This is a genomic window from Nitrincola schmidtii (genome assembly GCF_008973715.1).
Taxonomy (GTDB): domain Bacteria; phylum Pseudomonadota; class Gammaproteobacteria; order Pseudomonadales; family Balneatricaceae; genus Nitrincola; species Nitrincola schmidtii.
The window spans coordinates 48,302-60,844 of record NZ_WBOL01000016.1; the positions used below are offsets into that span (position 1 = coordinate 48,302).

Annotated in this window: 10 protein-coding genes; 5 read left to right on the forward strand and 5 right to left on the reverse strand. The window is 44.8% G+C overall.

The annotated features are described in order from the left end of the window. Positions 1-59: 59 nt before the first annotated feature. From F7R24_RS13155 to F7R24_RS13165, 3 genes are all read left to right on the forward strand, one after another. Positions 60-1,241, forward strand: a complete 1,182-nt coding sequence (locus F7R24_RS13155; protein WP_151671724.1) for an acetyl-CoA C-acyltransferase family protein — start codon at positions 60-62, stop codon at positions 1,239-1,241. A 108-nt stretch (positions 1,242-1,349) separates the two neighbouring features. Next, positions 1,350-2,279, forward strand: a complete 930-nt coding sequence (locus F7R24_RS13160; RefSeq protein WP_168926835.1) for an alpha/beta hydrolase — start codon at positions 1,350-1,352, stop codon at positions 2,277-2,279. After that, entirely contained in the window at positions 2,279-3,265 is a 987-nt protein-coding gene (locus F7R24_RS13165) for a glutathione S-transferase family protein (RefSeq protein ID WP_151671726.1), read from the forward strand. Before F7R24_RS13160 ends, F7R24_RS13165 begins: the two co-directional genes overlap by 1 nt. On the opposite strand, the gene F7R24_RS13170 is transcribed toward F7R24_RS13165, so the two are convergent. The 3 genes from F7R24_RS13170 to F7R24_RS13180 are packed head-to-tail and all read right to left on the reverse strand — an operon-like array spanning position 3,256 to position 6,254. Continuing rightward, positions 3,256-3,642, reverse strand: a complete 387-nt coding sequence (locus F7R24_RS13170; RefSeq protein ID WP_151671727.1) for a response regulator transcription factor — start codon at positions 3,640-3,642, stop codon at positions 3,256-3,258. The genes F7R24_RS13165 and F7R24_RS13170 overlap by 10 nt on opposite strands. Before the next feature lie 15 nt (positions 3,643-3,657). Further along, positions 3,658-5,283: a diguanylate cyclase domain-containing protein gene (locus tag F7R24_RS13175; protein WP_151671728.1), complete on the reverse strand. Its 1,626-nt coding sequence runs from the start codon at positions 5,281-5,283 to the stop codon at positions 3,658-3,660. An 11-nt stretch (positions 5,284-5,294) separates the two neighbouring features. Next, positions 5,295-6,254 carry an ABC transporter substrate-binding protein gene (locus F7R24_RS13180; protein WP_151671729.1) on the reverse strand — a complete coding sequence of 320 codons (960 nt, stop codon included), beginning with the start codon at positions 6,252-6,254 and terminating at the stop codon, positions 5,295-5,297. A 278-nt stretch (positions 6,255-6,532) separates the two neighbouring features. On the opposite strand from F7R24_RS13180, the gene F7R24_RS13185 reads away from it, so the two are divergent. After that, the gene (locus tag F7R24_RS13185; RefSeq protein ID WP_151671730.1) at positions 6,533-7,753 is read left to right on the forward strand and encodes an MFS transporter; all 1,221 of its coding nucleotides are present in this window, start codon (positions 6,533-6,535) and stop codon (positions 7,751-7,753) included. Between the two features lie 56 nt (positions 7,754-7,809). On the opposite strand, the gene F7R24_RS13190 is transcribed toward F7R24_RS13185, so the two are convergent. Next, entirely contained in the window at positions 7,810-9,177 is a 1,368-nt protein-coding gene (locus F7R24_RS13190; protein WP_151671731.1) for a hypothetical protein, read from the reverse strand. A 16-nt stretch (positions 9,178-9,193) separates the two neighbouring features. Further along, positions 9,194-11,215 (reverse strand): excinuclease ABC subunit UvrB, encoded by a 2,022-nt coding sequence (gene uvrB, locus F7R24_RS13195; protein ID WP_151671732.1) that lies wholly within the window; start codon positions 11,213-11,215, stop codon positions 9,194-9,196. 99 nt (positions 11,216-11,314) lie between these two features. Here uvrB and F7R24_RS13200 point away from each other — a divergent pair, with 99 nt between their 5' ends. Further along, the gene (locus tag F7R24_RS13200) at positions 11,315-12,514 is read left to right on the forward strand and encodes a pyridoxal phosphate-dependent aminotransferase (RefSeq protein WP_338087113.1); all 1,200 of its coding nucleotides are present in this window, start codon (positions 11,315-11,317) and stop codon (positions 12,512-12,514) included. Positions 12,515-12,543 lie beyond the last annotated feature (29 nt).

Here is a 12,543-nt window from a genome sequence, read left to right on the forward strand (position 1 = left end):
CTAAATGAATCTCTGGATGCCTCAATGGCTCTGGGCAAACATAAAAAAAGGAATAAAAGATGGGTCGTGATGTTGTTGTATTAAGTGCTGTTCGCTCAGCCATTGGTGGTTTCGGTGGTGGTCTAAGCTCTATTGAGCCGCATGAACTGGCTGGTCAAGTAATGAAAGAAGCGGTCAACCGCTCACAGGTTGATGCCAACCTAATTAATTATGTCACGGTAGGTAACTGTATTCCTACCGATTCACGTTTTGCCTATGTTGCACGTGTCGCCTCTATTCAAGCAGGCCTTCCAATGGAATCGGTTGCTATGGCGGTTAACCGTCTATGTAGCTCTGGCTTGCAAGCCATTGTCACCACAGCTCAAAACATTATGCTCGGTGATTGTGACTACGGTGTTGGCGGTGGCGTTGAAGTAATGTCTCGCGGTGGTTATTTATCTCCTGCTATGCGTTCCGGTGCTCGCATGGGCGACACCAGCATGGTAGACATGATGGTGGCGACTCTGAATGATCCGTTCGGTGTGGGACATATGGGTATTACTGCTGAAAATTTAGCTGAAAAATGGAATATCAGTCGCGAAGAGCAAGATGCCTTTGCGGTTGAATCTCATGCCCGTGCAACTCGTGCTATTGAAGAAGGTCGATTCAAATCACAAATCGTACCGATCGAACTTAAAACGCGTAAAGGCACCGTTATTTTTGACACTGATGAACACGTTAAACCAGGCACTTCAATGGAAAGCCTTGGCAAAATGCGTCCAGCTTTCAAAAAAGACGGTACTGTGACTGCGGGCAATGCGTCTGGTATTAACGACGGTGCCGCGTTCATGGTGTTGGCAGATGCTGAAGCTGCTGCTAAAGCAGGTCAAAAACCTATCGCTCGTATCGTATCGTATGCCGTAGCAGGTGTACCGAATGACGTTATGGGTGAGGGCCCTATCCCTGCGTCTAAGCTTGCCCTTCAAAAAGCAGGTTTAACGCTGGATGATATGGATGTGATTGAATCCAACGAAGCCTTTGCTGCTCAAGCATTAGCCGTCGCTAAAGGCTTAGGCTTGGACATGGAAAAAACCAATCCTAATGGCGGTGCTATTGCTCTAGGTCATCCAGTGGGTTGTTCGGGTGCATTCATTGCCACCAAGGCAATTTATGAATTACACCGCACCAATGGTCGTTACGCACTCGTCACCATGTGTATCGGTGGTGGTCAGGGTATCGCAACCATTTTCGAACGCTTGTAAGCTCTGCTAGCCCTTCATGCATCTTTTTCCATGCATGAAGGGTCCTTTCTAAGTCATCCAAAACCCTCCATCTGCGTATAGCCATTTAACGACAAAATCGAGATGGTTATGAAATTTTTAGCACTACCTGCATTAATTGCCTTAATAACATTATCCGCTTGTAAATCTTTCCAGGGCACTAACTCCCTAGTATTACCGGACACTATGGCACAGCAAAAATTTCAAAAATCTTCTTGGACACGTACCACTAGTGTTTATACACCCGACCATTGGCCTGAATCCTTGGTGGCAGAGGTCATACATCCTAATGCCAGTATTCATAATTTGCCTATTATGCTGTTAGTTCATGGTGGTGGTTGGCAACGTCGCTCCTATGAAGACATGCAACCTTTAGCAGAGCATTGGGCAAAGCAAGGATTTATCACTGTCAATATTGCTTATCGCTTTGCTCCAGAATACCAGTTTCCAGCTCAGCTTCACGATGCTCAACTTGCCATGCACTGGATTGATTCTAAACGTGCTGAATGGAATTCACCGTACAGTCCACTGGTTGCGTTTGGCTTCTCATCAGGAGCTCATTTAGTCAGCCTAATGGGCAATGTAGCGGGACAACATAGTGAACTTGTTCGACCCTATGGAGGCAGTATTACGCGTCCAAACCTAGTTATCTTGGGTGGTTTACCGAGTGATTTGCAGAAATGGGATCGAGGCCGCTTGATTGAAGACTTTCTTGGCGGGCCTCGTGCAGAATTTCCAGAGCGCTATGCCCTTGCCTCCCCTATTACGCATATTCACGCTAATACGCCGCCAACCTTTATGTTTCATGGAAGACTTGATCGCCTTGTACCTCCTGATCATGCCACAGATTATTATGAAGCCTTGCAACATCAGAGAATACCCGTAGAGTTAAAGATGCTTTCATTAAAAGGGCATGTCACCAGCTTCATATTTAGAGGCAGCTCCATACGCGCCGCCGAGGAGTTTATCAATACACATTTAAACAACCGAATTACAGATGACGTCATAGGAGTAAAGTAATGGGCTTATTAGCTGATGGAAAATGGCAAGACCAATGGTACGACACCGACAGTAACCAAGGCCGATTTGAAAGAAGTGCAGCTCAGTTTCGAAACTGGATCACGTCAGATGGACAAGCGGGACCTTCTGGCAAAAGTGGTTTTAAAGCAGAGCCAGATCGTTACCATTTGTATGTATCCTTAGCCTGTCCTTGGGCTCATAGAACACTTATATTTCGTAAGCTCAAGGGTTTAGAAAAAAAGATTAGTATTTCTGTGGTCAACCCACTAATGCGTGAACATGGCTGGACATTTGATCCCGCCGAAGGCGTCATTGGCGATTTTTTATTTCAGTCTCGTTATCTTTATGAAGTGTACCTTAAAGCACATAGTCGTTACTCGGGAAGAGTGACGGTTCCACTGCTTTGGGATAAACATAACCAGACCGCCGTAAGCAATGAGTCTGCAGACATCATTCGTATGTTCAATAGTGCTTTTGATAATGTCGGTGCAACACCAGGTGATTATTATCCCGAACCGCTAAGAGAGGAGATTGATCAGCTAAACGAGCTGATCTACGATCGCATCAACAATGGAGTTTACTTGTCTGGATTTGCCACGACACAAACTGCTTATGAAGAAGCGGTGTATCCATTATTTGATACTTTAGAGCAACTTGAGAGGAGACTTTCTACGAGTCGTTATCTGATGGGAAATCAGCTAACTGAAGCGGACTGGCGACTTTTTACAACCTTATTACGTTTTGATGCCGTTTATCATGGGCACTTTAAATGCAACCTTCGCAAGGTTGCTGAGTATCCGCATCTGTTTGGTTATGTATGTGACCTTTATCAAACACCTGGTGTATCTGAAACAGTAAATATGGTACATATCAAAGAACATTATTACCGCAGCCATACTCAGATCAATCCAACTCAAGTTGTTCCGGTCGGACCAGACCAGCCATTCACACTACATCATCAAAGAGAAAGTTTAGTTTATGGCTGAATCTCAAAACGATTTGCCAAAATACGTTGAACAGTTTGTATGGTTTTACCCGCATGAATCGGCTTTACAATGTAACCACTGGCACCTGCCTCTATCGCTGCTTCGATGTCTTTTCGATTTGAATGCCCTGTGATCATAATCACCAACACGTCAGGATGATCATTTTTTAATTTTTTTAATGTTTCTATGCCGTCCATGCCTGGCATAGTGATGTCTAGACAGATTAAATCTGGCTTAAACTGCGCATTCATCTCTATAGCTTTTTTTCCATTTGAAGCCTCTGCAACAACGCGATAACCCGCTTTGCTTAACAGTGATCGAAGAATATGCCGCATCGGCATTTGATCATCAACGATCAAAACTTTCGCAGTACCCATCCAAAACAATCCTTTTTATGCTGCGCTTTGATCTTCTGAAGTCTCGGTAAAAATAGCATAGCGGTTTTTACCCATTCTTTTTGCTTGATACATCGCTTGATCTGCATGGCGCATCAAGCGATCTGCAGCATCATCGATAATAGGATAATAGACCACTCCCATACTCGCAGATACATACAACGGTAATTTATTGATTAAAAAAGGCTCAGCCACACTTGATAATATTCGTTCAAGCAATGGTTTAGAAGAAGAGATTGATACATCAGACAGTACCAACACAAACTCATCCCCCCCGATACGCGCAAGGGTATCCGTTTCTCTCATTGACAACTGAAGACGCTTAGCTACCTCTATTAATAACTGATCACCAATATCATGTCCGTGAGTATCATTCACTGCCTTAAAGCCATCTAAATCCAGAAACACCAAAGCCAAACTTTTTCCACTTCTTCGACTCAGTGCCATTGATCGCTCTAATCGATCCGTTAGCAGTGCTCGGTTAGGTAGATTGGTTAACACATCATAGTAAGCCATTTGTTGTAGTTTGCGCTGTTCGGATCTTAAGATCGCGCGTTGCCGTCTAAGTCTGAGTGCTTGATATGCAATAAGGCTTGACGAAATTAACAATGCAATAAACAAGATAGCAATGGTCATTAACCAAGTTCGATATTGCTGCCAGAGCTGTGAAAGCTCTATGGATTCGACAAAGTCATAAGGATGGGCCTTTATACTTCGCGCTAAATTTTCTACCGAAGCATAGTCGACAGCAGGTATAAATCCATCAATTTCAGCAGCTATTGCTGCAGGATGATCTGAAGTTAACGAAAAAAGAGCATTAGCGACACGCCTAACCACCGTTGGATCTACATGAGGCAGTGATAATAACGGCCACTCAGGATATAAACGTGTGGAGAGTCGAAATGGAAAACCGCGTAAATTCTGCTCATTAATAACACGTAGTTGATCCACAGCGCCATATCCATGTAATTGCCAATCCTCAAGCATACCCGTTCTGACAAAGCCAACGTCTGCAACGCCACTCAACACAGCATCAATAATTTGATCTTGATTTAAAAGTTCAATAAATTCGAGCTGATCCTTTTGAATGTTATGACGCTGTAACTCATAGAGTTGAGCTTGAAAACCACCTAAGAATCGTGCCTTAGGAATAGCAATTCGATGTCCTTTAATATCATTCAGCGTTTTTATAGATGATTCATCACGAACAATAATAACGCCGCCCAGGGCACTGGTCGCTACGCCATCTTTACGTCGAACCAACGTAGCCAAAACACCAGACATGGATGTTTGACTGCGTAATACCAAGTAATGTCCAGGATTTGTTAACACAAAATCGAGTTGATTTTGTCGCAAAGCTTCTTGCATCTGCTGACTATCTAAAATTTTTAACTCTATATTCAATCCATCACCTAAGGCATCATTAAGATAGTCAACCAGTGGTTCAAAATGACTTTGCATGATGTCATCGGATCGATAAGCGAAAACACCCAGTATTAGCGATTGGTTCGTAGGCGTAATCAGCACATTGACTTCAGAAGAAGTCGAAATTTCATCGAAGGCAGCCAACGTTGTCGATAGGCTGATAATGATAGGTAAAAAAAGTAACACCAATATTCGCATCTAAACTGCCTTTAATTCAATCGAGGAAGCCATCGCACATCAAACATGTCTTGCGTCACGACAGAACTATCTATTAAGTTTGATAACTGCATTAGCACCTCAACTTCTCTAGCGGCATCAAGTAGACGTGAATCTCCTCCCGACAGATAATGCCAATTCCTCTCCAATGAAGGTAGATGAACACCTCCAAGCGCTGTTTGCACTTGATCAACGTCAGCTAACTGGCGTGTAGCAATTCGATACAAGGCATCTTGACGTTGCCGTTGCATATATTCCAACGCTTTAAAATGTCCGTTGATTAGTTGTTGTATCTGATTGTCGCCATGCCGAGTCAGCAGATCAGGTCTCACCGCTAACACATCAAAAATGCGCTCTGGCATGTGACGACTATCAAAAACACGAAAACCACCTTCTGCTAACAATTGACTTGCTGTTGGCTCATAAGTGATCACAATATCAACGGTACCGTTTTGCCATTCATCGAACTGCCGATCAGGAGGCAGATCAATTAAAACCAGATGTTGACGATCCAAACCGACGGCTTTCAAGAAATGATGAAGCACCAACGCGCCCAGCGCTCCTGCCTCATAACCTAAACGTAATCGCTTGATTTTCTTTAGCTGATCAATGGGAAATCGTGAAATCACCATATCAGCGCCAGCAGAAACATTAAACACTAAGCCAACTTTAGCAGATACACCGGATGAACGGACTAATAGAAGCTCATCGAGTGTCATGCAAGCGGCTTGAACTTGACCCTCTATTAGCATGTGTAAAGACTGAGTAGCGTTTTGATTATTAACCAAATACGTATTTTCTGGCAGCCAGTTAAAATGATCTGCCAAATAAAGACTCTCATAGCCAATCCATGTATGGATGGCTACCTTGGTAGATTCATCTGATGAACAGCCAGTTAATGATGCCGCACACAAACCTAGTCCAGCTGTGAGAAAATCACGACGTGTTAGCATCTTCGCTTACCCATCATCCATTTACTTTGTCAGTAGAGTGTTAAAAAACAATACTGTCCTTTGTTTAACATCTTGCTAACTTCTAGTTTAGAAGCTTCGACTGCTGATCGCTATTGATTTTTTTCAATGTAACGAAAGTGTGACCAAGATCAATCGGGATAATTTTGTTATGCACATAAATTTAACTTATGACAAGCACCCTCTTTCTTGGTTTCAGGGTTATTGGTTAAGCCTATGATAGTCCGTAGAATTAGGTTTTAGTTTAATCGGATACCGTCATGCCTATACACGCTCGGACCTCTCACTGGTTGGTCATCTTTTTACCTTTTGCGCTAGGCTATTACCTTTCATATTTACTACGTACGGTCAATGCGGTCATCTCGCCTGATTTAACAGCGGATTTAGGCCTTTCAGCTGCCGATTTAGGATTACTCACCAGCACGTATTTCTTAACCTTTGGATTAGCTCAAATCCCTCTGGGGATTGCGCTGGATCGTTTTGGCCCAAAACGTGTTTTAGGCACCTTGTTATTCCTTGCGGCTGCGGGATCGGTTGCTTTCGCAATGGGTGAAACCAGAGAGCAGTTAACTGTTGCTCGCGGACTGATTGGTCTCGGTGTATCCGCGTGTTTAATGGCTGGCCTTAAAGGGTTTGCACTTTGGTACCCTGCTGAGCGTCAAAGCTCAATGACAGGTTTCATTATGGCGGCAGGTGCATTAGGTGCTTTAACCGCCAGCACACCGATGGAGGCAATGCTCCCTATCTTAGGCTGGAGAGGCGTGTTTTGGCTGATTGCCGGACTATCATTGCTTCTGTCGATACTTGTTTTTAGCACCTTACCCGGTGATGCAGCCAACAGCAGCCAAGAAACCTTAAAAGAAAATCTTAAATCTGTCGGTAAAATATTTATCTCACCTGCATTTTTGCGCTTTGCGGGTTCAGCTACCTTTTTTACCGGCGGTTTTATGGCGATGCAAAGCCTATGGGCGGTGCCGTGGTTGATGAATGTCAATGAACTCAACTTGTCACAAGCGGCTAAGTATCTGTTAACCTTAAACATGGGCATGTTGATCGGTCAATTATCCATCGGATTTTTTGGAAAACTCTTGTATCAACGTGGGGTAACGCCGCTGGGTTTAATTCAGTTTGGTTATGGTCTAATGCTGCTTATTCAAGTGATGATTCTTTCGCAAACAGGACCCGCGTTGGCGCTATGGTTTTTACTGGGCATAACGTCGTCAGTTAATGCGCAAACCTATGTTGCGACAGCAAATCAGTTTCCTAAGTCAGCTTTTGGTCGGGTTAGCACGGCGATCAACTTAATGGCTTTCGCAGGTGCATTCGTTGTTCAATGGGGACTAGGCATTGCGTTGGATATATTGGCGGTAAATCAATTAACTACCGCAACATCGCTAAAGATTGCCTTCTTAGGACTGATAATTATTCAGCTGTTCTGTTATGTGCCGCTGTTTTTAAAGAGCAAACGGGCTGAGTTATAAATAAAACGCAGCCCTTATCTTCGCAGCGAGCATCGAGAACATTAACGATACCGTCGTCAATCTGATTCAGGCTCAAAAGGTTGAATACTGCTGAACAGACCAGAGTTTAAGGACTCCATGACGTTAAAACGCTGCAATATCGACTTAGGATCTATTTCATCAATAGAATCCATATCAAGCGCAGCATAATCATTGCGGTCAACCCGAACTGAAATTAAATAGTCATCTCTATCAAAGCCTGTATCCAAGTCTTTGCGCTGGGTGTAACCTGAAACCACGACTCGATCCATGGCAGGCAAACTGCTTAACACCACGCCGATCACTCGCACTACGCTAGCATGCACAGATCGAGAATACTCTTTGGAGACCTGCTCATCTGTTTTTTGACGCATTTTCACTGAGTGTGTCTGTAAGGATATCTCTGCCTTGAGTGGGGAAATATCATCGAGAGTCGGTAGTTCCAGATCTAACCAAGCTGTACGATGATTTAAATCCAATTGAAAGCTTATGTGTGTTTGCCTAGGCCAATCCAATTGCGTTAACTCAGCAATCAACACTTCTGTCATCAGGTTTTCATCATTTAATAGCAGCGTTGAAAATTGCTCAGCATACACTTGCTGTTCAGCTTCATGAGCCAATTTGCGAGCTTTCCAAACTGACAAATACGCCTTATATCGCTGTCTCGCTCTGTCAGAAGTTGATTTGGCCTGATGTGTTTCCGCCTTCCAACGCAGCTTGGCGGTTTGCCATTCATGCAGTGCGTTTTGATGCGCTCTTGATAGTTGTTGTTGGCGTCCTGGAATTAAGCGATGCCACAATTTGATTGATGGTGGCTGAGGATAAACAGGCTCCGGGGGCAAGCTAAGTGGATCCGGTCGTTGCGGCTGTGGTTCGGCAAACTCAGAAGGTGAGTAGATTGGAAGACCTTCTGGCAATTTTGGAGCCTCTAGGTGTACATCGGCATAATCCGCGATGGGGCCGTTAATCAGTAACGCTTGCTCCTCCAATAAAGAGCGCAATAACTGAGGGAGTTCATCCCATAATTTATTCACATCACGATCAGTTAAGAGCACACCCTCTGCAGCCTTAAGCCGAAGAACTCCGCCTGCATCTAATGATGGCTGTAAAGTGTTCACCTTAAGTTGCGTATTATCATCCGTGGTAAAAGAAAGATCATATGCCTTTGCTGTCCACTTCTGCCTCTCGCGCAGTTGAAAAGCTCGATGCTGATGAGCACGCGTGCTGTCAAAGCGTGTTATATAGTGCAAACCAGACGTTGGCATCGTTAAAGGCGCGTGATATTGCTGATCATGCTCAGACCAGGCTTTAGCGCGAGTTAAATCAGATAAGTTGATAACTCGCTGGCCTTTAACTAAACGAACACCCTCTGCAACACTGATCGAATGACGAAATCGTAAAGTCACCGTTTAATCCTTAATCTCACACTGATGTTGCACTATGCTTTAAGCGCTCAAGTTCATCACGATAGTTAGCCGCTTTTTCAAATTCTAAATTACGCGCAGCTTCATACATTTGATCCTCTAAACGTGATAAAGCTTTCGCCAGTTCTTTGGGAGATAACAGCGCTTCATCCACATGATAGTCAGCTTGTGTTTCAGCCACTTTACGACCACCACGCGATGATTTCCGAGACCCTGGTGCTTGTGCGCCTTCCATGATATCAGCGACAGATTTAAAAATCCCTTTTGGCGTGATGCCATGTGCTGCATTGTGAGCAATCTGTTTATTACGACGACGTTCCGTTTCGTCCATCGCGCGCTGCATTGAACCGGTAATGCGATCCGCATAAAGGATCGCCCGACCACTGACATTTCGCGCTGCTCGACCCACCGTCTGGATCATCGAGGTTTCTGAACGCAAGAAACCTTCTTTGTCAGCATCCAAGATTGTAACCAGTGAAACTTCTGGCATATCAATACCTTCTCGCAACAAGTTAATGCCAACTAGCACATCAAAAGCACCAATTCTCAGGTCACGAATAATCTCAACACGCTCTACAGTATCTATGTCGGAGTGCAAATAACGCACCCGCACACCATGTTCTGCCAGGTATTCGGTTAAATCTTCCGCCATACGTTTAGTCAGTACTGTGACGATAATACGCTCACCACGACCTGCTACCAGATTAATTTCGGCCAACAGATCATCAACCTGAGTTGATGCAGGCCTCACTTCAATTACGGGGTCAATCAAGCCCGTTGGCCTAACCACCTGCTCGACAATTTGTTGCCCGTGCTCGGCTTCGTATTTACTCGGTGTGGCAGACACAAAAATCATCTGCGGCGCAGCTAATTCCCACTCTTCAAACTTCATGGGACGATTATCTAGCGCGGATGGGAGACGAAAACCATATTCCACCAGGGTTTCTTTACGTGACCTATCTCCGCGATACATCGCTCCGATTTGAGGAACGGTCACGTGCGACTCATCAATGACCAACAACGCATTTTCGGGTAGATAATCGAACAGTGTCGGCGGTGCCATACCGGTGTCACGACCTGACAGATAACGTGAATAGTTTTCGATGCCTGAACAATACCCTAGCTCAAGAATCATCTCGATATCATAGAGGGTGCGCTGCTCCAATCGCTGTGCTTCGACTAACTTATTATTTTCTTTGAGTTGCGCTAGCCTCTCAATCAACTCTTCTTTGATTTTCTGTGTGGCCTCAACCAGCGTATCACGGGGAGTTACATAGTGAGTTTTGGGATAGACCGTAGCGCGAGGCACTCGTCGAAGTACTTCACCGGTCAATGGGTCGAAATAACTGATTTGCTCGACCTCTTCATCAAACAACTCTATCCGGATCGCTTCCCTTTCCGACTCAGCCGGGAACACATCGATAACATCGCCACGCACGCGATAGTTTCCTCGATGCAACTCGATATCGTTACGCGTATATTGAAGCTCGGCTAAACGACGCAACAGTGTACGTTGATCAATCCGATCACCCCGATCGAGATGCAACATCATTGATAAATAGGACTCGGGATCACCCAAACCATAAATAGCCGATACGGTGGCGACGATAATGGCATCATCTCGCTCTAACAGCGCTTTAGTAGCAGACAATCGCATCTGTTCAATATGATCATTGATCGACGCATCTTTCTCGATAAAGGTATCTGACGAGGGCACATAGGCTTCTGGTTGATAGTAATCGTAGTATGAAACGAAATACTCAACTGAATTATCTGGAAAGAACTCTTTAAACTCGCCGTAAAGTTGAGCGGCCAAGGTCTTGTTGTGCGCCATGATAATGGTCGGGCGTTGTACCGCAGCAATCACATTGGCAATCGTAAAGGTTTTGCCTGAACCGGTTACCCCCAACAGCGTTTGAGCCGCTAAACCAGAGTCAATACCATCGACCAATTGACGAATCGCTTCTGGCTGATCACCTGCAGGTTGAAAATTAGAATGCACTTTAAACCGCTGCTTCACACAAAACTCCTGCTTTTTTTCATCAATTTTGACCTTACGGGGATTTAGAGAAATTCAACAATACTGTATGCTGTAGCAGTATTTTTTTACCAGACAACCATGAGGGTTATTCGCTTGGACTTACAGCTTTCCGACCGCGTTAATAGCATCAAACCATCCCCTACCCTTGCCGTTACCAATCGTGCAGCTGAATTGCGTGCTGCCGGTAAAAATATTATAGGCCTTGGCGCTGGCGAACCGGATTTTGATACTCCCGATCACATCAAAGCTGCGGCTATTGAAGCGATCAATAATGGTTTTACCAAATACACCGCTGTGGATGGCACACCTAGCTTAAAGAAAGCTATTATAGCGAAATTCAAGCGTGATAACGGCTTAGATTACGAAGCCAATCAAATTTTAGTTTCTAGCGGCGGTAAACAAAGCTTCTTTAACATGGCCTTAGCGCTGTTAAATGAGGGCGATGAAGTCATTATTCCAGCCCCTTATTGGGTTTCATACCCTGATATGGTGCTAGTCGCTGACGCTCAACCAGTGATTCTGGAAACCACTCAAGACAATCGTTTTAAGATCACACCCGATCAACTGGAAGCAGCGATCAACGAGCGTACTCGCGTCGTTGTGCTGAACAGCCCATCAAACCCTTCGGGTGTCGCGTACACCTTAGAAGAGTTGAAAGCCTTAGGTGAAGTGCTAAAACCCTACCCTGATATCATCATTGCGACGGATGATATGTATGAGCACATTCTTTTTGGCGACCAGCCTTTCTGTAACATTCTTAACGCCTGCCCAGAGCTTTATGATCAAACCATCGTACTGAATGGTGTGTCTAAAGCTTACTCCATGACAGGCTGGCGTATCGGTTATGCCGCGGGTCCTGCCAAGCTGATTGGCGCCATGAAGAAGGTACAGTCACAAAGTACCTCTAACCCCAATTCGATTGCTCAAGTTGCTGCAGAAGCGGCACTGAATGGTGATCAAGCCTGCGTTGCAGAGATGGTTAAAGCCTTCAAAGCGCGTCATGACTTTGTGGTAAAATCACTGAATGAAATCGACGGTGTTGAGTGCATTCCTGCAGACGGTACTTTCTATGCTTTTCCAAGTTTCCAAAACGTGATCGATAGCCGTCCTGAGTTTGCTGACGACATCGCGCTGGCTGAGTTTTTATTGCTCGAAGCCGGTGTTGCACTGGTACCTGGATCTGCCTTCGGTACGCCGGGCAACCTAAGACTTTCCTTTGCCACCAGCATGGATGTGTTAGAGGATGCCATTAACCGCATCAAAAAAGCCTTAGGCTAAACTAATAAGGGCGCTTTATGCGCCCTTTT